This window comes from Pseudomonas sp. dw_358 (genome assembly GCF_018449655.1).
In the GTDB taxonomy this organism is placed as follows: domain Bacteria; phylum Pseudomonadota; class Gammaproteobacteria; order Pseudomonadales; family Pseudomonadaceae; genus Aquipseudomonas.
On record NZ_JAAVUX010000013.1, the window covers coordinates 137,768 to 158,840 of the forward strand.

The window sequence follows — 21,073 nt, forward strand, 5'->3', positions numbered from 1 at the left end:
TCAGCCCCACGCCCGATCAAACCTGTTCAAGGCTTGCCGATGAAATCCATCTTGCCGATCTCGACGCCGTTGTGGCGCAAGATCGCGTAAGCCGTGGTCACGTGGAAGAAAAACTGCGGCAGGCCGTAGGTCAGCAGGTAGCTCTGGCCGGTGAAGCGTTTTTCCTTGGGGGTGCCGGGACGGGTGATGATCTCGCGACCTTCCTGACCATCGATCTGTGCCGGCTCGATGCTGGCAATGAAAGCCAGTACCTTGGCGATCAAGGCTTGCAGGTCGGCAAAATTCTTTTCGGCATCCGGGTAGGACGGCACTTCGACGCCGGCCAGGCGGGCAGTAACGCCCTTGGCGAAGTCCACGGCGATCTGCACCTGGCGCACCAGTTGAAACATGTCCGGATACAGGCGCGCCTGCAACAGGGCGTCAGGCTCGATCTTGCGCTCGCCGGCCTGAGCTTCGGCCTTGACGAGGATCGCCGACAGGCTGTCAAGCATCTGTTTGAAGACGGGAACGGAGGCAGCGTACAAAGAAATGCTCATGGGGATTCCTGAACGGGAAGGTTTTATAAGGAACGGACCGGCAGCGGCAGCGGCAGCGGCAGCGGCAGTCGATGCGCTTTTATTGCATACTCGCCCCTCAACAACGACCTGATCGCCGAGAGACCGCACCATGTCCGCCGAACACGATACTCCAGATGCCGCTCCACTCAATAGCACGGATGTCCGGGTCCTCGGCTCGTTGATCGAAAAACAGGCCAGCAACCCGGAAACCTACCCGCTGACCCTCAACGCGCTGGTGCTGGCCTGCAACCAGAAAACCAGCCGGGAGCCGGTGACCCAACTGACCCCCGGTCAAGTCGGCCAAAGCCTGCGCGGCCTGGAAAACCTCGGCATGGCACGCCTGGTCATGGGCAGCCGCGCCGACCGCTGGGAACAGCGCCTGGACAAGGCATTGGAGCTGGTCCCGGCGCAACTGACGCTGTTGGGCCTGATGTTTCTGCGCGGTCCGCAGACTGTCAATGAACTGCTGACCCGCAGCAACCGCCTGCACGCTTTTGAAGATGCCGCACAAGTGCTGCACCAGCTGGAACGCCTGATCGCCCGCGATCTGGCCGTGCACCTGCCGCGTCAGACCGGCCAGCGCGAAGACCGCTACAGCCACGCTCTCGGCGACCCGGCAGAGCAACAGGCGATTCTCGACGCCCGGCAGAACACCCCCGAGCGCAGCAGCGGCCCGGGGGTGTCCGCCGAACGTATCGAAGAACTGGAAGCGCGCATTGCCGCCCTCGAAGAGCGGCTGTCCCGGCTGGAGTGATCAGGTCCGGGCGTATTGCGCTGCGGCTTCCCGCTGGGCGTCAGTGGGCCGCACCCCGGTGTACAGGACAAACTGTTCAAGAGCCTGAATGGCCGCCACTTCGTAGCCGGTGATCACCGCTTTGCCCAATTGCCGCGCCAGACGAATGAAAGGCGTCTCGGCCGGCAAGGCGACCACGTCGAAAACCTGTTCGGCGGCTTCGACGACCTCGGCTGGAAACGCCAGGTCACCTGCCTGCGGCCCTCCTTCCATGCCCACCGGCGTCACATTGATCAACAGCGGCGCGCACAGGGTGCCCAGGGTAGCCTGCCAATCGTAACCACAAGCCTTGGCCAGCGCCGGGCCGGCCTCGGCGTTTCGAGCCACGATGACGCCGTTGCGAAAGCCGGCATCGCGCAAGGCACACGCCACCGCCTTGGCCATCCCGCCGCTGCCCAGCAGCACGAACCGCCGAGCGGGATCCACCGAATGGCTGAGCAGTAGCTGGCGTATTGCCATATAATCGGTGTTGTAAGCCTTGAGATGGCCGTCGGTGTTGACCAGGGTGTTGATCGAGTCGATCGCCTGTGCCGACGGGTCGAGTTCGTCGACCAGCGCAATGCAATCTTCCTTGAACGGCATCGACACCCCGCAGCCACGGATGCCCAAGGCACGAATACCGCTGACAGCGGCCGGCAGGTCGCCGGTGGTGCAGGCCTTGTAGTAATAGTTCAGGCCCAGCTGCCGATACAGGTGGTTGTGGAAACGCACCCCGAAATTTCCGGGGCGCCCGGCCAGGGATATGCACAGCACGGTGTCACGTGTGGGAGTCTGCAAGCTGATATCTCCTTAATATCGCTGTAGAATGGCTTTGACAAAGCCTTACACAAAATTTACCCAATGCTGGCAAAGATTCTTACAATTTCACTGTCATAGTGTTATCCCCGCGAACGTATTCGTGTCTATTGCAGCCACGAGCGCAGGGGAAGAAACACGAGGAACCATTATCATGATTCGTCAATTTCCCAAGATTGCCTTGCTTATCGGTGCCCTGGCCGTTGCAGGTCAGGCCAATGCCTGGGGCTACGGCTACCACGGTGGTGGTTACCATGGCGGCGGTGGACGCGGTGGTTACGGCGTAGGTGCCGCCTTGTTGGGTGCAGTGGTCGGCGGCGCCGTGGTCGGCTCCATTGTTTCCAACTCCGAGCCACGCCCGGTCTACGTGCAGCAGCCGGTCTACGTGCAGGCGCCGCCTCCACCGGTCTACTACCAACCGGTGTACGCAGCCCCGCCACCGCCACCAGGCTACTACGCTCCGCCTCCTGGCTATTACGGTCCCCGCTACTGAGTCAGCGGCCCTGTGAGGTCCGGGCTCCTCACGAGCCCGGAACGACCAATGGACTGCGTCGATTGTGACTATCGACAGTGACAATTTTTCCCGGCGCGAGCCGCACCTTATTCTGGATGCCATGACCTGACGCGCACGCTGCGCGAAGGATCCGGTTTCTGGAGGTGCCCCATGAGTACAGTTGCAATCATGTCCGTTGTTGGCAGTGCCGTTCCAAGGGCGTTGCGCGAGGCAGGTTTGCTGGCCTGCTGGTATGTGGTCAGGAATGGCAAGCCGGTCACCGGCCCGCTGACCTCACTGGTCCAGGCCAAGGCGGCCAAGGAGACTTTCAACAGCTTTCTGGCCTGCTGAATGATTTAGTGTGCGTTGCTCCGCACTTTCCCTTTGCCCCGCTCCGTGCGGGGCTTTTTGTGTCCAGTCGAATCATTACAGTAATAAATTGACAATCTCTTCGCTGAGACACATTATTTTTTCTTCAGAGAAATGTTAATCAGCTGCAGCGCCAATCGACACTGCACCCGGCTTCCACATAAAATGTAACGTTATTTTCGGCAATACCCTTTTTCAAGTCGGCGACTGATCCGTTTACCACGGCATATCCAATTTTTAGTGAGCACTACGTTTGAAAATTTCTCTTTCGATCTTGAGCCTGTTGCTGGTCATGACGGGCACTGCTGTTGCATCGAACGCCAACAAACACGAGAAGCCTGCTGCTGCCCACCAGCCGGCCCCGTTGAAGCTGGCGTCAGGCAGTGCGCTGTTGATTGATCTGCAAACCAATAATGTCATTTATGAAAACAAACCCGACACCGTGATGCCGATCGCGTCGGTGACCAAGTTGATGACGGCCATGGTGGTGCTGGACGCCAAGCAGCCCATGAATGAAGTGATCGACGTCGATATCAGCCACACACCGGAGATGAAGGGCGTGTTTTCGCGGGTCAAGCTGGGCAGTGAGCTGGACCGCAAGAACATGATGCTGATTGCCCTCATGTCCTCGGAAAACCGTGCCGCCGCCAGCCTGGCGCACCATTATCCGGGCGGCTATAACGCATTCATTGCGGCCATGAACGCCAAGGCGCGTTCCTTGGGCATGAGTCACACCCGGTATGTAGAACCCACCGGCTTGTCTACCCAGAACGTTTCGACGGCACGTGACTTGAGCAAGTTGCTGATCGCCGCTCGGCGTTATCCGATGCTCAGCGAGTTGAGCACCACGCGGGAAAAGACCGTGGCTTTCCACAACCCCAACTACACCCTGGGGTTTCATAACACCGATCACTTGCTCAGCAACAACAAGTGGGATATTCGTCTGACCAAAACGGGCTTCACTAACGAAGCCGGTCATTGCCTGGTGTTGCTGACCACCATGGGCGGTCGTCCGGTGGCCATGGTCATTCTCGATGCGTTTGGCAAGTACACGCACTTTGCCGATGCCAGCCGCCTGCGCAACTGGGTGGAAACCGGCAAGGGCGCCGGGGCACCCGCTGTGGCGCTGCGGTACAAGAGCGAAAAACATGCCTTGCGCAAGACCTCAGCCCAGGCTTCGGACTGAAAGCTGGCACCCGACGCGCTGACGCGTCGGGTGGCGACTCCTCTCACGCAGTGGTGTTGACCACTGAACCCGAGGTGCTCGACCCTTCTTCGGTCAGCGCTTGCAACAGCGAGGCCGAAGCGGTCTGCAGTGCGGCGCTGATGGACGCGACCTGAGTCGACGCTGCCGACACTTCGGCGGCCTTGGCATCCTGTGATTCCGAACTCGATTCAGCCTTTTGCATGGCTTGCTGAGCGGCCTGAAGCTGCTTTTGCAGGGCCGCAATTTCTTTTTGCAGCTCTTTTACGGTGTCGGAAGTGCTACTGCTGCTGTCGCTGGAAGACGAACCGCCACCCCCGCCCGCACCGCCACCGGCACCCGCCTGCTGAGTGCTGCCGGTTGCACCGGTGGACGACGTGCTGGTGGTGCCATCGGCGCTGGTGGTGGTACCGTCGGCATTGGTGGTGGTGCTGGACGCTGCCGTGTTGGAGGTTTTGACCGTGCTGGTCGTGGTGGTCGGGAGGGTCAATCCCGTTGAGATGTTACTGATGGTGCTCATGGGTCAGTCCTGTTGACGGAAGAGGTTCCTTTTCATCGACCCCGCGCCTGCCAACTTGAGATATATCGTGTATCAGAGGAGACACTTTCTGCTACGTGAAGGCTGTTGCCAGCCTCGTCCCTTTCCCCTCGCACTGCCTGGAATTCACCATGCTAGACGCCTTGTTGTTCGATCTCGATGGCACCCTGACCGCTACCGACGAGCTGCACCTGCTGGCCCTGCAACAATTGCTGGAAGAAGAAGGCCGGCTGTTCACCCGCCAGGAGTTCGACCTCCACGTCAGTGGCCGCGCCAACGCCGACCTGTGCCGCTACCTGTTTCCGGACCGGGACATCGGCTACCACCAGCTGTTTTCCGACCGGAAAGAGCAGCGCTTTCGCGACCTGTCGCCGACCCTTGAACCGATCCCCGGCCTGTTGCGTCTGCTGCAGCTGGCGCAAAGCCGCGAGATCGGCAGGGTGGTGGTCACCAATGCACCCCGCGCCAACGCCGACCATATGTTGGGCGCCCTTGGACTGGTTGAACATTTCGCCCATGTGCTGGTGGCCGAAGAGCTGGAGCGGGCCAAACCCGACCCCCTGCCCTACCTTACCGGCCTCGACCGGCTGGGGGCGAAGGCCGAAAACGCCCTGGCCTTCGAAGACTCGGTGCCCGGCCTGACCGCCGCCGTCAAGGCCGGGATCTTCACCGTGGCCCTGACCACCGGCCAGAGCCGCGAAACGCTGCTGGCGGCAGGGGCGCACCTGGTGATCGACAACTTCGATGACCCGCAGTTGTGGCAGGTGATCGAGCAGCGCCTGGGCTGAGCGGACATGACCTGTCGGCGTGAATGACGGTTCAAGCCCCGCTCAACCGCGCCGTCACCTCGTTGAGCTGGCCGGACAACTCATGCAGCCGGGCGCTGGCCTCTTCGGTGCGCTGCACACTGTGTTGGTTGGCGCCGGCGATGGTGGTGATCTCCGTCAGGTTGCGGGAAATGTCTTCGGCCACGGAGGTCTGCTCTTCCGCCGCCGTGGCGATCTGCCGGTTCATGCCGCGAATCGCTTCGACCGCCTGGGTGATCCGCTCCAGCATCGCCCCAGTCCGAGTGACCTGGGCCACGCTCTGCTCGCTCTGGGCCTGACCGTTGCCGATGGCCTTGGCGGCGTCGATGGCGCCCAACTGCACGGCATCAATGATCTGGTTGATCTCGCTGATGGATGACGCCGTGCGCTGGGCCAGGCTGCGGACCTCATCCGCCACCACGGCAAAACCACGCCCGGCCTCCCCGGCCCGGGCCGCCTCGATGGCCGCGTTGAGGGCCAGCAGATTGGTCTGCTCGGCGATGCCGCGCACCACCTCCAGCACCTTGCCCACCCGGCCACTGTCGGTTTCCAGTTGGCGGATGACCCCGGCCGTGGTGTCGATCGCCAGGCTCATCTGGGTGATCGCCGCCACGGTTGCTTGCATCACCTGCTCACCTTGCTGCGCCGATCGGTCCGCTTCGTCGGCCGCCTGTGCAGCGTCGATGGCGTGACGCGCCACTTCCTGGGCGGTAGCGGACATCTCGGTCATGGCCGTAGCCACCTGATCGGTGCGATGAAACTGCTCCTGGGTGCCCACCGACATCTGATGGGCAATCTGGTGCAGCTCCGAGCTGGCGCCATCCAATTGCTCAGCGTTGCGCTTGAGGCGGCCGAAGGTGTCGGCGAGAAAGTCGCGCAGGGTATTGGCGGCCAGGGCCAACTGGCCCAGTTCGTCCTGGCGGGTGCTGGCCACGCGCTCCTGCAAGCGCCCACGGCTGAGGTCGGCGACATAGGCGATCAGGTCGGTGATCGGCTGCACCAGGCGCTTGCTCACCAGCCACAGGCTCAACAGCCCGATCAGCACACCGGACACCAGCACCACCAGCAACCCGGCCCAGACCGTGCGCTCGGCGCTGGCACTGATCAGCGCCGAGCGATCGTCGCTGGCCTTGCGGACGTGAGCCACCAGCTCGCTCATACCCGCGCTGACCGCGCGATCGACTCCCTTGACCGCCTGATCACCCGCCGCCGGGTCGCCACCGGCCGCGACAAAGGCATCGCGGCCACGGCTGTATTCAGCCTCAAGGGTCTTGTGGGCGTCGCGCAGCGCCGCGATCTGCTGCTTGAGCGCCGGGTCGATATCCGCCTGAGTTGCCAGTTGCCCGAGGATGTCCTGTACCTGGCGGTAGCGCTCTTCGAACTGCCCCCAATACTTGTCGCGGTCAGCCGGGACCTTGCCGCGCAGCAGCACGTCTTTCCACTCCTGGACCTGAATCTTGAATTGCAGGTTGGCCTGATCGATCAGCTGCGAGGTGCGCAACGGCCCGTCGATCAGCTCGCGGTAGTCGCGCACGTTATTGGACAAAAAATTGAAACAACACAGGGCGATCAGCAGGATCGCCAGCAGACTGGCGCCGATGAGGCTCAGGATCTGGGCTTTGAGGGACCGATTGATGCGCATGGGGCGGCAGGCCTGGGCAGAGAGGATGCCTCTGCATCGGCCAGCCAGCGGGGTTCTTGAGCCAGCGCCAAGCACTGGCCAGTATTTTGCCCGGCGCTATTCCAGCAAGAAGTTGCCGGGCCGAGCGCCGCTGTCCAGCACCGGTACCTGCGCCTCGTCCTTGAGATTGACCCCGGACAACTGGCGCCGTGCGGCTTCGCGCATCAGGTACTGCAACTTGTGGGTGGCCATGGCGTAGCTCAAGCCCTCCAGGCGGATATTGGAAATGCAATTGCGCGAGGCGTCGTTCAAGCCGACCTTCGGCGCCCAGGTGAAATACAGGCCCAGGCTGTCCGGCGAGCTGAGGCCCGGGCGTTCGCCGATGAGGATGACCACCATGCGCGCGCCCAGCAGCTCGGCCACCTCATCGGCTACCGCTACGCGGCCCTGCTCCACCAGGCACACTGGCGCAAGGGTCCAGCCTTCGGCAGCCGCCATTTCCTCGATGCGTTGCAGCATCGGCAAGCTGTGGCGGTGAACGGCCAGCGATGACAGACCGTCGGCCACCACCAGCGCCACATCGTAATCGCCCTTGTGCTCGGCCAGCAGGGCCACCGAGCTGGCGTCCAGGCGCCGCCCCAGGTCCGGGCGTTGCAGGTAGGTGTGCCGGTCCGGCGCAGAACTGTGCAGGTCCAGGCAGGCGCGGCCGCGTTCAGCCAATCCCTGGCGCAGTGCCTCGCGCTCGAAGGGCAGGTGCACGGCGTCGCGGGCTTGGGCGTGGGCGTACTGGAAGTCCAGCTGCGCGGAAGTGGGCAGGCTGGTGCCGGCCCGGCCCAGGGCAATGCGCGCCGGGGTCAGGCGGCGCAGGGCATGCCAGGCGTCGGCGTGGCTGGGAGGCTTGGACTCGTCACTCATGCAACTTCCTCAGGTCAAATGGGCCAGGGCCCGGCTGAATGCAGGGGGCAGGCCGCGGGCCAGGTGCACGCCGCTGGAATCCTGACGAAGTATGTCCATGCGCGCCAGCCATTGCTCGAATTCCGGTGCCGGCTTGAGGCCCAGGGTCTTGCGTGCGTACAGGGCATCGTGGAACGAGGTGGTCTGGTAGTTGAGCATGATGTCGTCGGAACCGGGAATGCCCATGATGAAGTTGATCCCGGCCACCCCCAACAGGGTCAGCAGCATGTCCATGTCGTCCTGGTCGGCTTCGGCATGGTTGGTGTAGCAGATGTCACAGCCCATGGGCACGCCCAGCAGCTTGCCGCAGAAGTGATCCTCCAGGCCGGCGCGGATGATCTGCTTGCCGTTGTACAGGTATTCCGGGCCGATGAAGCCGACCACGGTGTTGACCAGAAACGGGTTGAAATGCCGGGCCACGCCATAGGCGCGGGTTTCGCAGGTCTGCTGGTCGACGCCATGGTGGGCGTTGGCCGACAGCGCACTGCCCTGCCCGGTCTCGAAGTACATCAGGTTGCGCCCGACCGTGCCGCGGTTCAGGCTCAGGCCGGCTTCGTGGCCTTCGCGCAACAGCTCCAGACTGATGCCGAAGCTGGCATTGGCCGCCTGGGTCCCGGCGATGGACTGGAACACCAGGTCCAGCGGCACGCCGCGCTCGATGGCGGCGATGGACGAGGTGACATGGGTGAGCACGCAGGACTGGGTGGGAATCTCGTAGCGCTGGATCACGCCGTCGAGCATTTTCAGCAATTCGGTAATGGCGCTGAGGCTGTCAGTGGCCGGGTTGATCCCAAGCATCGCGTCGCCGTTGCCGTACAGCAGGCCGTCCAGCAGGCTGGCAGCGATGCCGGCCGGGTCATCGGTGGGATGGTTGGGTTGCAGGCGCGTGGACAGGCGCCCATGCAGCCCTACGGTGTTACGAAAGCGGGTGACGACGCGAATCTTCTGTGCCACCAGGACGAGGTCCTGGATGCGCATGATCTTCGACACCGCCGCCGCCATTTCCGGGGTCAGGCCCGGCGCCAGGGCGCGCAGGCTGTGCTCGTCGGCATCGTCACCCAAAAGCCAGTCGCGCAGCCCGCCTACGCACAGGTGACTGACCGGGGCAAAGGCGACAGGGTCATGGCTGTCGATGATCAGCCGCGTGACCTCATCGTCCTCATAGGGGATCACCACTTCCTGCAGAAAACGCTTGAGAGGCACCTCGGCCAACGCCATCTGCGCTGCCGCGCGCTCGGCATCACTGCCCGCGGCCACCCCGGCGAGGAAGTCCCCCGAGCGAGCGGGACTGGCCTTGGCCAGCAGCTCGCGCAGGTTCTCGAAGCGCCACACCAACCCGCCTGCGGTGTGCACGAATCCACTCATGACTCAGGCACCTACCACGGCCGCTGCGGCCGGCGCACGGTTGAGCACCAGGCGGCAGAACAAGGCGCCAAACAGCATCAGGCCGAGGAACACCCCGCCGATCAGCAGGTTGAACCAGACCATCGCGACCAGGCACACCACCGCCAGCACCAGGGCGATGCCCGGGACGACCGGGAAGCCCGGGGCCATGAAGCTGCGCTCCAGGTTCGGCTCCGATTTACGCAGTTTGAACAGGGCGAGCATGCTGATGATGTACATGACGATGGCGCCAAACACCGACATGGTGATCATGGCGGCGGTCAGGGTCATGCCTTGCAGGTTGACCGAACCGTCACACAGCACAGCGGCAATGCCGATCACGCCGCCGGCGATGATGGCGCGGTGCGGGGTCTGAAAGCGCGACAGCTTGGCCAGGCCTTTAGGCAAAAAGCCGGCACGGGCCAGGGCGAAGAACTGGCGGGAGTAGCCGAGAATGATGCCGTGAAAGCTCGCCACCAGACCGAACAGGCCGATCCACACCAGCATGTGCATCCAGTTGGAGTTGCTGCCGACCACGGTCTTCATGGCTTGCGGCAAGGGGTCGTTGATGTTCGACAGGGCATGCCAGTCGCCGACGCCGCCGGCCAGGATCATCACGCCGATGGCCAGCACCACCAGGGTCAGGATGCCGCCGATGTAGGCACGCGGGATGGTGCGTTTCGGGTCCTTGGCTTCTTCGGCGGCCATGGCGGCGCCTTCAATGGCCAGGAAGAACCAGATGGCGAAGGGGATCGCCGCGAAGATACCGGACAGCGAGCCGAGGGTGAAGGTGTCGGAACCGGCCCAGCCGGCCAGCACGAAGTTGCTGAAGCTGAAGCCCGGGGCGACCACGCCCATGAACACCAGCAGTTCCAGCACCGCGAGTACGGTGACCACCAACTCGAAGGTGGCGGCGATGTTGACACCGACAATGTTGAGGATCATGAACACGAAGTACGCCCCGACTGCGGCCCATTTCGGGTCCAGGGTGGGGAACTGCACGTTGAGGTAGGCGCCGATGGCCAACGCGATGGCCGGGGGCGCAAAAACGAACTCGATCAGCGTCGCCATGCCAGCGATCATCCCGCCGGTCACGCCGAAGGCGCGAAGGCTGTAGGCAAACGGGCCGCCGGCGTTGGGGATGGCGGTGGTCAGTTCGGTAAAGCTGAAGATGAAGCAGGTGTACATCACGGCAACCATCAGCGTGGTCACCAAAAAGCCCAGTGTACCGGCGGTGCCCCAGCCGTAGCTCCAGCCAAAGTATTCGCCGGAGATCACCAGCCCCACGGCAATGCCCCACAGATGCAGGGTGCCCAATGTCGGTTTGAGTTGTGTCACAGTCATCGCGTTTGCACCTCGCAAGCTACCCGGTTGGCGCCAGGAACGACCCGCGCCCGGCGTTGACGAGAATAACCACTGCCTGACACGCAAGACTTGACCGGCCAACATCGCATTTGTCGTCTGCGGTCAACTTTAGATCACGGGGCACAGGTATGGGGCTTGATTGCAGCGCGATGCCCGAATGTGGGCGTTTTTATGGGCTCTCATGTCGTTATCTGACCCGCAGGACCGGGCTTGCTCGGGAATCGGCCACTCCGTTTTCTGTGGATACGCTCGGTGGGAGCGTTCCCGAGCAAGCGTGGTCCTGCCTGGGCACTCATCCGTCCTCACATGAAGAAACGGAATGACTCTTGCTTGAAATATTTTCATACGAACTTTCACGGTCATTCATTTCCATGAATCCAGCCCTTTTTCCAGCAGCACCCAACCCAGCCCCGGGGGCCAGCAACCGTGGCGTCCTGTCGGCCGCGGCCAACGGTCTGGAGGGCTTCATCACCCGTCACGGCGGTGACCTGGACCGGGTGTTCGGCCATGCCGGCATCGACCCTGAACAATTGCGCCACCCCACCCTGAGCCTGGCGCTGCCCAACTATTGCCAAGTGCTGGAAGAAGCCGCGCGCCAGACCGGTTGCGACAATTTCGGCCTGCGCTACGGCCAGCAATTCCAGCCCCAGGCCTTGGGCCTGCTGGGCTACGTCGGGCTATGCTCGGCGACGCTGGAAGACGCGCTGATCAATTTCGCCCAGGTGTTTCCCTTCCACCAGCACAGCACCTCGATCCGCCTTCTGGATCAAGGCGAGTGCTACCGTTTCGACTATCAAGTGCGCCATGGCGCCATTGTCGAGCGGCGCCAGGACGCCGAGCTGACCATGGGCATGGCGGTCAACCTGGTCCGTCACGTGCTTGGTCCGCAGTGGGCGCCCAGGGAAGTGGCCTTCGAGCACGCCCGGCCACAGCAATGGCACGAACATCGCGATGTTTTCGCCGCACCAGTGCGCTTTGACCAGCCGAGCAATTCGGTGCTGATTCCCAAGCGCGATGTGCAAGGTTTTGCCATGCCCGGGCATGACCCGGTCCTGTTGATGCTGGTCAAGGACGCCATTCGTCAACTGGGTGAAATCAACCACGGCCCGGACCTGCTTGAACAAGCCACCCAGGCCATCGCTGCAGCGCTGCCCTGCGGCGAGCCGGGCCTGGAAGCCATCGCCGGCGCCCTGCACCTGTCGGAGTGGGCCTTGCAGCGCAAACTGCGCGAGCACGGCCTGAGCTTCAGCCAACTGGTGGAACAGACCCGCCAGCAACTGGCGATGCGCTACTTGCGCCAGGGCACGCTGTCCATCAGTGATCTGGCGCCGTTGCTGGGTTATTCGGAAACCAGTGCTTTCTCCCGCGCATTCAAACGCTGGGTCGGCGTGAGCCCGCGGCAGTGGCGCAATACTGCGATCAACTAGCTGACCAGCCCGAGGCGTTCATGCCACTGGGCAATGGATTCTGTGGGGTACTGTTCGAACTGCTGGTCCTTTTTGCCCGCCTGCACCTCGACCCACGACGCCTTGGAGTCCAGCAGCAGGTGGGTGTGTTCCGGTGGCACCGGCAAGTCCGTGTCAATGGCGCTGGCGAAGGGGTGAATCAGCTCCGGCCATTCAGGGCTGAACAGCCATAGTCCGCTGCCACACAGATGACAGAAGTGCCTTTCGGCGGAGCTGGCGCTCACGTGCTCGCCTGATTGATCACGCATCTTCGCGTGATAGATAGTGATGTGCTGCCGGCCATGGACCTTCAGTGACTTGGCATCACCGCCCAGATTGATCGAGTAGCCACCCCCGCCCTGGGTCTTGCGGCAAATCGAGCAATAGCAACGCTGGTAGGGATAGGGGTGGACGCTGTCCAGGCTGAAGGTGACAGAACCGCAGTGGCAGGAGCCTTCAAGGTGCATGATCGTTCTCCGAGACGGATGATGGGTGTTCCTGAGTGGACCGCCCGCGTACCCCGCAGTTTCTCAACGTCCCAGCCGGCGCGACGACAGGGCCACGAACAGCAGCGCCACGATCAACATCCCCAGCGCGATGGGCAGGTTGCTCAGGTGCGCCACGCCGCCGATGGCGGCCGGCCCCACCAGAATCCCGGCGTAGCCCAGCGAGGTCATGGCCGGCACCGCAGTGCTCTGGGGCATCTCGGTCTGGCGGCTGACGGCGCTGTAGAACACCGGCACCAGGTTCGAGCAGCCCGCACCCAGCAAGGCAAAGCCCAACAGGGCCGCCGGCCAGAAGGGAATCAGCAAGGCGACCAGCAGCCCAAGGGCGGCGCACGAGCCGCCGTACAGGACCACGCGCACCCCGCCCAGACGACTGATCACCGCATCGCCCAACAGCCGGCCCAAGGTCATCGCCGCCGCAAAGGCTGCGTAGCCGAGGCCGGCGTAGGCTGGCTCCAGATGCCGCCAGGAGACCAGGAACACGCCGCTCCAATCCAGCATCGCGCCTTCGGCCAAAAACACGATGAAACACAGCACACCGAGAAACAGGACGATGCCATGGGGTACCGCGAACAAGGGGCCGTCGCGTTCGTTACCGTAGGGCAACAGGTGAGGCACGGCCTTGGTCATCACCGCCAGGGTCAGGACCACCACGCACAGCACCGCCCACAGCGGCGCCAGACCGAGGCTCAACAATGCCGTCATGCCCACCGCACCGACGATCCCGCCAAGACTGAACAGGCCGTGAAAGCCGGACATGCGCGGCTTGTCCCCGGCCCGCTCGACCATCAGCGCCTGAATGTTCATGGCACAGTCCAGCGAGCCCATGCCCGCGCCGAACAGCAGCACCGCTGCTGCCAGCCACGGCACGCTCGACAGGCTGGCCAGCAGCGGCAGCATCAGGCAGATCAACAGCCCCGCGCCCAGAATCACTCGTTTGCAACCCAGCCTCGCCGTCAAGTAACCGGCCAGGGGCATGGCAATGATCGAACCGCAGCCCAGCCCCAACAGCAGCAGGCCGAGGGTGCCATCGGCCAGATGCGCCCGTGCCTTGACCAACGGTACCAGGGGCGCCCAGCTGGCCATGGCGAAGCCGGCGATGAAGAAAGCGATACGGGTGGAGAGCCGGCCCTGCGGGCTGGCGGCAAGTGTGTCTGGAGCGGTGAACGAGGACATCGGCACAACCTTGTGTCGGTGAATATAAAGGCACGGCGGCAAATACCTGGGGACATCCGAATCTACCGAAGCCACGAACCGTCGCTACGTGAAACCATAAAGCATAGAGAACCCGAACAGAGAACTTGCGCCACAAATTTCGATCAGTTCAATAACGCCTTTAGGAGTGCCGTGACTTGTGTTCAGTTCAAATTTGAAACGCCCCCTATTCATCGCCGCCGCCCTCTTCAGCCTCAACCTTTACGCCGCAGCCGCCGCCCCGGCGTCGACCGGCGCCACGCCGGCCAAGGAAGTGCTGGTCAAGGGCGGATTGCTGGGCGCGCTGACTTCCGGCATCAATGGCCTGCAGGACAAACTCGACCTCGACCAGCACGTCATCGACTTCTGGCGTCTGCGCACCGTGCGCGCCGCCGATGAAGTCGACACCCTGGTCAGCCAGCATGACTCACGCTCGGTCATGAGCCTGATCGGCGACTTTGCCCTGCTGTCGGCCTGCTGGGCCGTGGTCTTCGGCGTGCTGCACACCCTTGGCCGCTGGCTCTGTCAACGCCTGCTCGGGCGGCGCCTGGTGCGCGAGCGGCCACGGGTGGCCGGCGTTCTTGGCTACCTGCTGCCGTATACCAGCCCCGCGCTGCTGTGTCTGCCGATCCTGCTGACCATCAGCCAGCACTTCGCCCCCTCGGTGGCCCGCGCTCTGGCGCTGTGTTTTGCCTATGCCACCGGCAGCGGGATCTTCTCCACCTCGTTGATCCTGTGTTTCGTCACCTTGTTCAACACCGGCCACAGGCACCTGGCGGTCAACATCCTGCGGCGCAAGACGCCCCTGCCGCTGTTCGCCATCGGCTTTCTCGCCGCGTTGAGCGACGCGCTGAACAGCCCGCAGATCGCCCATCAATTGGGTGGCAACATCACCGCCAGCGCGGCCGTGGTCACCGGGCTGATCGCCACCTTGATGTTTGCCGTACTGATCGTGCGGGTACGCCGGCCGATGGCTCACCTGATCCGCAACCGCGAGCTGCACAACCGCTTGCATCACCGCGCCGTGCAGGAGTCGCTGCGCCTGTTCTCCATGGTGTGGTACTTGCCCATCCTGCTGATGGTGCTGGTGTCCATCGTTCACCTGATCGGCGCCGGGGAAGGCAGCCAGGAAGCCTTGCAGAGCGCCCTGCTGACCACCGTGCTATTGGTGGCCACGGTATTTCTCGGGGTGATCCTGCAACACGTCTTCCGCGCGCCCTCGGCCGAACTCGGCCAGTTGCGCCCTTATCGAGAGCTGTTGCGCAGCTTGCTGCATGCCGTGTTGCGCATCGCCATGGCCATTGCCTTCACCGACCTGCTGGGGGAAATCTGGGGCGTCTCGATCTTCGCCTTCGCCATGGAAAACAGCCTGGGCCGCGCCATCAGCAACTCCCTGAGCAGCATCGGCATGGTCTTGCTGGTGACCTGGCTGCTCTGGGTGGTGCTCGACACCGCCATTCAGCAGGCGCTCAAGCCGGCGGTGGGCAAGCGCGCGCTGCGTGAACCCAGCACCCGGGTCAAGACCATCCTGCCAATGCTGCGCAACGCCATCAAGATCGTGCTGGTGGTGATCTGCGCCATCACCACCATGGCCAACCTGGGCATCAACGTCGCCCCGCTGCTGGCCGGGGCCGGGGTGGTCGGCCTGGCCATCGGCTTCGGCTCCCAGCAACTGGTGCAGGACGTGATCACCGGGCTGTTTATCCTCATCGAAGACACCATTGCCATCGGCGACTGGGTGGTGCTCGACTCCGGCCATGCCGGCACCGTCGAAAGCCTGACCATCCGCACCCTGCGCCTGCGCGACGGCAAGGGCTTCGTGCACTCGGTGCCGTTCGGCCAGATCAAGGCCGTCACCAACCAGTCCCGGCAGTTCGCCTATGCGTTCTTCTCCGTGCGTTTTACCTATGAGACCGACATCGACACGGCGCTCAAACTGATTCGCGATGTGGGCGACTCCATCAGCGAGGACATCCTCCTCAAACAAAACCTGCAAGGCCCGCTGCAGGTGTTCGGGGTGGACTCCATGGACCTCAACGGCATTGTCCTGACGGCGCAGTTCCGGACCATTTCCGGTGGCCAGTACGGGGTGGGCCGAGCGTTCAACGAGCGGCTCAAGAAGCTGGTGGACCAGCACGAAAATGTCGCCTTCGCCCAGTACTTCCCGCAACTGCTGCTGGGCAAGCCTGAGACCACGGCCTGATCGGTGCCCATGAAAAAGCCGCCGGTCTCGAAAGAGCGGCGGCTGGGGTCGTTGCGGGCTGGATCAGTGCATGAACAGTGCGATCAGGATGATGATCGGGATAGGCACACCGAGGAAGAACAGCAGAATCGAGCGCATGGTATTTCTCCTTTTATGACGTTCTTGTTCTGGGATCAGCGGACAGGGGTATGAGCAGTCGGTGCAGCGTAGTGCTGACCCAAATGATCAACATCGTGCCACTCGACCGCATCACGGCGACGACCACCATAGATAGCGGCGAAACTGGCGACAAACGCGCCGATCAATAGCGAAATGAAGGTCCACAACGAAGTCCAGGCGGCGACTTTGGTGGCGGTGTCGGCGGCTTTCTGCGTCGCCACCTTCACGTCTTCAGCGGCTTGATGCGCCTGACCATAAACCTGGTCGACCCGTTGTTCGGCCTGGCTCTGGGTCAGGTTGGTGCGCTGGGTGACCAGTTGTGCGAGGTAGGCACGGTCATCGGCGGTCAACTGGCCACCGGTGCCCAGGGTCTTGGCGAAGATGCGGGTGACGATGCCGTGGGAAGCGTCATCGCTGACGGGCGCCGGGCGATTGTCACGGAACAGCGAATCGACGAAGTAGCCGTACGGATCGCTGCTGGAGGCGCTGGCCACACCAACAGCCGAGGCTGCACCGGAGGCAACGCTGGCACCGGCCTGCACGCCGCCATTGATGGCACCGCCTGCCGAACTGACGATCAGCACAGTGGCAACCAGCGTGGCCACGGCCCAGGACAGAAAACCATGGGCGGTGTCGCGGAAATACACTTCATCGCCGTGCATGTTGGCCCACTTGACCCGCAGACGACCGGCCAGATAGCCCCCAAGTCCTGAGGCGACAATTTGCGTGAAGGCCAGCCAGACAATGGTCGATATGCCTAGCGTCTTGGCGCTGGCCCCCTCCCCGGCCCACGGCGACACCGCCGAAAAGCCCAGACCGAAGCCGAGCAGGATAAGGATCAGGGATAATGCGGCAGCACCGGCAGCGCCGGCAAAAATAGCCGCCCAGGACACCCCTGAGCGGCTTGAGCTTTCGGAAACGGCAGTGCGTAGTGCGTCAGCTTGAGTGATCATTTTTATGTGGCTCCCGGCAGTGAACAGCAAGTTTTCCTTTACATCCAAGGTGTTGCATCGGCTATGCCATTTATTGCAAAAAATTTACGCTATATTTATCAAACAGTTACGTCTCCTTCCTGCCAACGCCATCATGCAAACTGCCCGATACCTCGTCGGACGACGTGCGTTCTGCATCAACGCCCTTCGAAGCGTTCGCTGCGCTGCGCCGGGTAGAATTCACCGCTCAGCTGCTGGGCCTGCAAGCGAGCGCGCAGGGCCTGCTCGATGCCTTCAACCGCCTGCTTGTCCTCGGTATGGGGCACCTGCAACCAGATGCGCCGCAGGTTCTGTTCATGGGTGCCCTCGCTGAGCATGTCGTGGGTGACCACCGGGGTCCCGCGCCACAGGCACAAGCCGTCGTCGGTGTTGTCCGCCGCCAGCGCCGCATTGAGTGGCGCCACCCAGATCTCGCTGGCAGCACTGAAATCGGTGCGGGGGATGTCTACGGCCTTGATCACTACTTTCATGACGTCTCCTTTAAGTTGAGTGCACACTCAAGCTTGTGAAAGCGCCAACCTGCCGGGAGTTCAGACGGGTTCTGGCGTCACGACCCTCACTCAGGAACGCACCATGACACCCACGCCCCAAACCCCGCCCAGCATCGACCCTCTGCGCTTTCATCACCCCCACAACCACCTGTCGACCACCTTCGGCAACGACACCTTTGCCTTGAAGGCCGAAGCCTTCGCGCGGTTTTTCGGCACGCCTACCTTCCTCGGCGCACAGACCCTGATCGTGGTGCTGTGGGTACTGGCCAACGTCACCGGGCTGGTGAAGTTCGACGTGTACCCGTTCATCCTGCTCAACCTGGCGTTCAGCCTGCAGTCGGCCTATGCCGCGCCCTTGATCCTATTGGCACAGACGCGCCAGGCCGCACGGGACAAGGCCCAGATGGATGCCGATGCCCAGCACCGCGAGGACATTGCCAAGGCCAATGCCCAGCGCCAGGAATCCACGGCCGCCACCACCGAGCAACTGCTGGCCTTACTGGAGCAGAACACGCGCCTGACCGAACTGACCCAGCACCTGACCCAGCGGGTCGAGGCGCTGACCGTGGAAATGCATGAGCGCTTCATGGCCCAGTCACATAGCGAACGCCAGGACTGATGGGGTATATTCGCCGCCTCGCTCATCGGCGGCGATGCGCCCTTCATCTTTACGAGGATTACGCTCTTGGCTCACAAGATTCTGGTACTCAACGGCCCCAACCTGAACATGCTCGGTTTGCGTGAGCCCACGGTTTACGGCCACGAGACCCTCGCCGACGTGGAAAAGATGTGCGTCGAGGTCGGCACCGGCCACGGTTTCGACGTCGAGTGCCTGCAGACCAATCATGAAGGTGTGCTGATTGACCGTATCCACGCCGCCCGCGGCACGGTGGCCGGGATCGTCATCAACCCTGGCGCCTGGACCCACACCTCGATTGCCATCCACGACGCCCTCATCGCCGCTGAAGTGCCGGTGCTGGAAGTGCACATTTCCAACGTGCACAAGCGCGAAGAGTTTCGCCATCACTCCTACGTCTCCCGCGTGGCGGTCGGTGTGCTGGCCGGCTTTGGCACCCATGGTTATAAATTGGCCATCGACCATTTCGGCAAGCTGCTGAAGTAAGCACGTGGACGCCAGGAAGACCGACCGCATCCAGCTGATCCTGCAGGCGCTGCAAGAGCAAAAGGCCATTCACTTGCGGGAAATGGCCGCGCTGCTGGAGGTCTCGGAAATGACCTTGCGGCGCGACCTGGGCCGCCACCCTGAGCAATTGCGCCTGCTGGGTGGCTATATCACCCGTACCCAGGACGAGCCCGAGCCTGGCAGTTACAAGGTCAGCGAGCAGGACGCGCGCCACGTCGAGGAAAAACGCCGCATCGGCAAGTTGGCGGCCGCCTTCATTCAGCCGGGTGATACGGTGTTCTTCGATTGCGGCACGACCATTCCCTTCGTGGTGGATTTCATCCCCGACGACCTGGAATTCACCGCCGTGTGCAACTCGCTGAACGTGTTGCTCAAACTGCAGCATAAGCCCCAGTGCAGCATCGTTCTCTGCGGCGGCACCTTCCACCGCAAGAGCCAAGTCTTCGAAAGCCACGCCGAAAGCAGCATTCTCGATGGCGTGCGCCTGACCCTGGCGTTCATGTCGGCGGCCGGGGTGAGCCTGGATTTCGGCCTGACCTGCTTCAACTTCCACGAGGTAGAGGTCAAGCAAAAGGTGCTGCGCCAGGCGCGCCACTGCCTGCTGCTGGCCGATCACTCCAAGTTCGACGCCGTGCGCACCGCGCATTTCGGCACCTTGAGCGATTTTCACTGCGTGGTCAGCGACAAGAAAATCCCGCCCGCCTACCGCGAAGCCTTTGCCGCCAATGGCACCCAATTGGTGGTGTGAGCCGCTGGGCGCCATTCATTGCGATTCAGCGAACCAACCCCCCTGCGCCCGAGTCTACTACTCTGGTAAAGCGGCCTCGGCCTTGTTGCGCCACCCGGCGGCCGTCACTGCCCAGAAAATTCATAAAGAACAGGGAGTTGAAGCAATGTCTGGAAAGGGTCAAGCCTTCGCAGAGCACACCCCGCCGTGGCCCGAAGGTCACGTGCTCATAGAGGTGCACAATCACGTCGGCCATCTGGTGCTCAATCGGCCGGCCGGGCTCAACGCCTTGACCCTGGACATGGTGCGGACCCTCAAGACCTGCCTCGATGACTGGGCAGTGGATCCGCACATCAAGGCGGTCTTCCTGCGCGGCAGCGGCGACCGGGCCTTCTGCGCCGGGGGTGACATTCGCTCCCTGTACGACAGCTACCAGACCGGCGACAGCGTGCACACCGACTTTTTCGTCGAAGAATACGCCCTGGACCTGACCCTGCACCATTACCGCAAGCCGGTCATGGTGCTGATGGACGGCCTGACCCTGGGCGGCGGCATGGGCCTGGCCCAGGCGGCGGACCTGCGCATCGTCACCGAGCGCAGCCGGCTGGCGATGCCCGAGGTGGGCATCGGGTACTTTCCCGACGTGGGCGGCAGTTATTTCCTGCCCCGCCTGCCTGGGGAGCTGGGTATTTACCTCGGCGTGACCGGTGTGCAGATTCAAGCTGCCGATGCCCTGTACTGCGGCCTGGCCGACTGGCACATCGCTTCGGACCGGATCGCCACGCTGGAGGAGCGCCTGGGGCACATCAGCTGGACGGATTACCCGCTCAAGGACCTGCAAGGCGTGCTTGCCCGGCTGGGCGTGCAGGTGCTCAGCCACCCGCCGCTGGATAAACTGCGGCCGGCCATCGACCATTTCTTCGCCCTGCCCGACATCGCCAGCATGATCGAGCAACTGCAACAGGTCAGCGTCGCCAACAGCCAGAAATGGGCGCGGGCCACTGCCGAACTGATGGGTGGCCGCTCGCCACTGGCCATGTCGGTGACCCTGGAAATGCTGCGTCGGGGTCGGCACATGTCACTGGAAGAGTGTTTCGCCATGGAACTGCAATTGGACCGCCAATGGTTCGCCCAAGGCGACATCATCGAGGGTGTGCGAGCACTGCTTATCGACAAGGACAAAAACCCGCGCTGGAACCCGCCGACGGTGCAGCAGTTGAGTCGGGGGCAGGTGGAGGCTTTTTTTGATTGGGTGGGGTAGGTGTCGGGAGATCGACAGCAGGTACAACGCAATGTCTCAACCGCTGTTGCTGTTAGCTGTTGCTCTGGCTCTG

Annotated in this window: 22 protein-coding genes; 11 read left to right on the forward strand and 11 right to left on the reverse strand. The window is 62.8% G+C overall.

The genetic code is table 11. The features are described 5' to 3' along the window. Positions 1 to 26 precede the first annotated feature (26 nt). Entirely contained in the window at positions 27 to 536 is a 510-nt protein-coding gene (locus HB675_RS18645) for a DUF1993 domain-containing protein (RefSeq protein WP_213880219.1), read from the reverse strand. Positions 537 to 666: 130 nt separating this feature from the next. Between HB675_RS18645 and HB675_RS18650 the strand changes: the two genes are divergently transcribed. Further along, entirely contained in the window at positions 667 to 1,311 is a 645-nt protein-coding gene (locus HB675_RS18650; protein ID WP_213880221.1) for a DUF480 domain-containing protein, read from the forward strand. On the opposite strand, the gene HB675_RS18655 is transcribed toward HB675_RS18650, so the two are convergent. Further along, positions 1,312 to 2,127, reverse strand: coding sequence for a shikimate 5-dehydrogenase (locus tag HB675_RS18655; RefSeq protein ID WP_213880223.1), 816 nt, complete (start codon positions 2,125 to 2,127; stop codon positions 1,312 to 1,314). It lies immediately after the preceding gene. Between the two features lie 172 nt (positions 2,128 to 2,299). Here HB675_RS18655 and HB675_RS18660 point away from each other — a divergent pair, with 172 nt between their 5' ends. The 3 genes from HB675_RS18660 (at position 2,300) to pbpG (ending at position 4,193) form a co-directional block, all read left to right on the forward strand. Beyond that, the gene (locus tag HB675_RS18660; RefSeq protein ID WP_213880224.1) at positions 2,300 to 2,638 is read left to right on the forward strand and encodes a hypothetical protein; all 339 of its coding nucleotides are present in this window, start codon (positions 2,300 to 2,302) and stop codon (positions 2,636 to 2,638) included. 171 nt (positions 2,639 to 2,809) lie between these two features. Further along, positions 2,810 to 2,989: a hypothetical protein gene (locus tag HB675_RS18665; RefSeq protein WP_213880226.1), complete on the forward strand. Its 180-nt coding sequence runs from the start codon at positions 2,810 to 2,812 to the stop codon at positions 2,987 to 2,989. Between the two features lie 271 nt (positions 2,990 to 3,260). Then, positions 3,261 to 4,193, forward strand: coding sequence for a D-alanyl-D-alanine endopeptidase (gene pbpG / locus HB675_RS18670; RefSeq protein ID WP_213880228.1), 933 nt, complete (start codon positions 3,261 to 3,263; stop codon positions 4,191 to 4,193). A gap of 43 nt (positions 4,194 to 4,236) precedes the next feature. Here the strand turns inward: pbpG and HB675_RS18675 are convergent, their stop codons facing one another. Continuing rightward, positions 4,237 to 4,731 carry a hypothetical protein gene (locus HB675_RS18675; protein ID WP_213880230.1) on the reverse strand — a complete coding sequence of 165 codons (495 nt, stop codon included), beginning with the start codon at positions 4,729 to 4,731 and terminating at the stop codon, positions 4,237 to 4,239. 149 nt (positions 4,732 to 4,880) lie between these two features. On the opposite strand from HB675_RS18675, the gene HB675_RS18680 reads away from it, so the two are divergent. Continuing rightward, positions 4,881 to 5,537 carry an HAD-IA family hydrolase gene (locus HB675_RS18680; protein WP_213880232.1) on the forward strand — a complete coding sequence of 219 codons (657 nt, stop codon included), beginning with the start codon at positions 4,881 to 4,883 and terminating at the stop codon, positions 5,535 to 5,537. A 31-nt stretch (positions 5,538 to 5,568) separates the two neighbouring features. Here the strand turns inward: HB675_RS18680 and HB675_RS18685 are convergent, their stop codons facing one another. From HB675_RS18685 to eat, 4 genes are all read right to left on the reverse strand, one after another. Then, positions 5,569 to 7,197: a methyl-accepting chemotaxis protein gene (locus HB675_RS18685; RefSeq protein WP_213880234.1), complete on the reverse strand. Its 1,629-nt coding sequence runs from the start codon at positions 7,195 to 7,197 to the stop codon at positions 5,569 to 5,571. Positions 7,198 to 7,293: 96 nt separating this feature from the next. Then, the gene (gene eutC / locus HB675_RS18690; protein ID WP_213880236.1) at positions 7,294 to 8,091 is read right to left on the reverse strand and encodes an ethanolamine ammonia-lyase subunit EutC; all 798 of its coding nucleotides are present in this window, start codon (positions 8,089 to 8,091) and stop codon (positions 7,294 to 7,296) included. 9 nt (positions 8,092 to 8,100) lie between these two features. Continuing rightward, entirely contained in the window at positions 8,101 to 9,495 is a 1,395-nt protein-coding gene (locus tag HB675_RS18695) for an ethanolamine ammonia-lyase subunit EutB (RefSeq protein WP_213880238.1), read from the reverse strand. Between the two features lie 3 nt (positions 9,496 to 9,498). Beyond that, complete coding sequence (eat, locus tag HB675_RS18700) at positions 9,499 to 10,857, reverse strand: ethanolamine permease (protein WP_213880241.1); 1,359 nt, start codon at positions 10,855 to 10,857, stop codon at positions 9,499 to 9,501. Between the two features lie 392 nt (positions 10,858 to 11,249). Here eat and HB675_RS18705 point away from each other — a divergent pair, with 392 nt between their 5' ends. Next, positions 11,250 to 12,305, forward strand: coding sequence for an AraC family transcriptional regulator (locus HB675_RS18705; RefSeq protein ID WP_213880243.1), 1,056 nt, complete (start codon positions 11,250 to 11,252; stop codon positions 12,303 to 12,305). Here the strand turns inward: HB675_RS18705 and HB675_RS18710 are convergent. Both HB675_RS18710 and HB675_RS18715 read right to left on the reverse strand, forming a co-directional pair. Beyond that, the gene (locus tag HB675_RS18710) at positions 12,302 to 12,790 is read right to left on the reverse strand and encodes a GFA family protein (RefSeq protein WP_213880245.1); all 489 of its coding nucleotides are present in this window, start codon (positions 12,788 to 12,790) and stop codon (positions 12,302 to 12,304) included. The two genes, HB675_RS18705 and HB675_RS18710, sit on opposite strands and share 4 nt — an antisense overlap. Before the next feature lie 63 nt (positions 12,791 to 12,853). After that, a complete protein-coding gene (locus tag HB675_RS18715; RefSeq protein ID WP_213880247.1) occupies positions 12,854 to 14,005 on the reverse strand; it encodes an MFS transporter in 1,152 nt (383 codons plus the stop codon). A 193-nt stretch (positions 14,006 to 14,198) separates the two neighbouring features. Between HB675_RS18715 and HB675_RS18720 the strand changes: the two genes are divergently transcribed. Then, entirely contained in the window at positions 14,199 to 16,226 is a 2,028-nt protein-coding gene (locus HB675_RS18720) for a mechanosensitive ion channel domain-containing protein (protein WP_213880249.1), read from the forward strand. 173 nt (positions 16,227 to 16,399) lie between these two features. On the opposite strand, the gene HB675_RS18725 is transcribed toward HB675_RS18720, so the two are convergent. Both HB675_RS18725 and HB675_RS18730 read right to left on the reverse strand, forming a co-directional pair. After that, a complete protein-coding gene (locus HB675_RS18725) occupies positions 16,400 to 17,338 on the reverse strand; it encodes a hypothetical protein (RefSeq protein WP_213880251.1) in 939 nt (312 codons plus the stop codon). A 176-nt stretch (positions 17,339 to 17,514) separates the two neighbouring features. After that, positions 17,515 to 17,847: a hypothetical protein gene (locus HB675_RS18730; RefSeq protein WP_213880253.1), complete on the reverse strand. Its 333-nt coding sequence runs from the start codon at positions 17,845 to 17,847 to the stop codon at positions 17,515 to 17,517. Positions 17,848 to 17,950: 103 nt separating this feature from the next. Here HB675_RS18730 and HB675_RS18735 point away from each other — a divergent pair, with 103 nt between their 5' ends. From HB675_RS18735 to HB675_RS18750, 4 genes are all read left to right on the forward strand, one after another. Then, a complete protein-coding gene (locus tag HB675_RS18735) occupies positions 17,951 to 18,487 on the forward strand; it encodes a DUF1003 domain-containing protein (protein ID WP_213880255.1) in 537 nt (178 codons plus the stop codon). Between the two features lie 66 nt (positions 18,488 to 18,553). Beyond that, on the forward strand, positions 18,554 to 18,991 hold the full coding sequence (aroQ, locus tag HB675_RS18740; RefSeq protein ID WP_213880257.1) for a type II 3-dehydroquinate dehydratase: 438 nt from the start codon (positions 18,554 to 18,556) through the stop codon (positions 18,989 to 18,991). A 4-nt stretch (positions 18,992 to 18,995) separates the two neighbouring features. Next, positions 18,996 to 19,760, forward strand: a complete 765-nt coding sequence (gene deoR / locus HB675_RS18745; protein ID WP_213880259.1) for a DNA-binding transcriptional repressor DeoR — start codon at positions 18,996 to 18,998, stop codon at positions 19,758 to 19,760. Between the two features lie 145 nt (positions 19,761 to 19,905). Further along, positions 19,906 to 21,000: an enoyl-CoA hydratase/isomerase family protein gene (locus tag HB675_RS18750; RefSeq protein WP_213880261.1), complete on the forward strand. Its 1,095-nt coding sequence runs from the start codon at positions 19,906 to 19,908 to the stop codon at positions 20,998 to 21,000. Positions 21,001 to 21,073: the final 73 nt, after the last annotated feature.

Bases quoted from the DNA above. Each gene is read 5' to 3' on its own strand.
- HB675_RS18750 (WP_213880261.1), top strand. From the start codon at position 19,906: ATGTCTGGAAAGGGTCAAGCCTTCGCAGAGCACACCCCGCCGTGGCCC.
- eutC (WP_213880236.1), bottom strand. From the start codon at position 8,091: ATGAGTGACGAGTCCAAGCCTCCCAGCCACGCCGACGCCTGGCATGCC.
- HB675_RS18660 (WP_213880224.1), top strand. From the start codon at position 2,300: ATGATTCGTCAATTTCCCAAGATTGCCTTGCTTATCGGTGCCCTGGCC.
- HB675_RS18705 (WP_213880243.1), top strand. From the start codon at position 11,250: ATGAATCCAGCCCTTTTTCCAGCAGCACCCAACCCAGCCCCGGGGGCC.
- HB675_RS18715 (WP_213880247.1), bottom strand. From the start codon at position 14,005: ATGTCCTCGTTCACCGCTCCAGACACACTTGCCGCCAGCCCGCAGGGC.
- HB675_RS18675 (WP_213880230.1), bottom strand. From the start codon at position 4,731: ATGAGCACCATCAGTAACATCTCAACGGGATTGACCCTCCCGACCACC.
- HB675_RS18685 (WP_213880234.1), bottom strand. From the start codon at position 7,197: ATGCGCATCAATCGGTCCCTCAAAGCCCAGATCCTGAGCCTCATCGGC.
- HB675_RS18680 (WP_213880232.1), top strand. From the start codon at position 4,881: ATGCTAGACGCCTTGTTGTTCGATCTCGATGGCACCCTGACCGCTACC.
- HB675_RS18710 (WP_213880245.1), bottom strand. From the start codon at position 12,790: ATGCACCTTGAAGGCTCCTGCCACTGCGGTTCTGTCACCTTCAGCCTG.
- HB675_RS18695 (WP_213880238.1), bottom strand. From the start codon at position 9,495: ATGAGTGGATTCGTGCACACCGCAGGCGGGTTGGTGTGGCGCTTCGAG.
- HB675_RS18735 (WP_213880255.1), top strand. From the start codon at position 17,951: ATGACACCCACGCCCCAAACCCCGCCCAGCATCGACCCTCTGCGCTTT.
- HB675_RS18645 (WP_213880219.1), bottom strand. From the start codon at position 536: ATGAGCATTTCTTTGTACGCTGCCTCCGTTCCCGTCTTCAAACAGATG.
- HB675_RS18725 (WP_213880251.1), bottom strand. From the start codon at position 17,338: ATGATCACTCAAGCTGACGCACTACGCACTGCCGTTTCCGAAAGCTCA.
- HB675_RS18730 (WP_213880253.1), bottom strand. From the start codon at position 17,847: ATGAAAGTAGTGATCAAGGCCGTAGACATCCCCCGCACCGATTTCAGT.
- HB675_RS18650 (WP_213880221.1), top strand. From the start codon at position 667: ATGTCCGCCGAACACGATACTCCAGATGCCGCTCCACTCAATAGCACG.
- eat (WP_213880241.1), bottom strand. From the start codon at position 10,857: ATGACTGTGACACAACTCAAACCGACATTGGGCACCCTGCATCTGTGG.
- HB675_RS18665 (WP_213880226.1), top strand. From the start codon at position 2,810: ATGAGTACAGTTGCAATCATGTCCGTTGTTGGCAGTGCCGTTCCAAGG.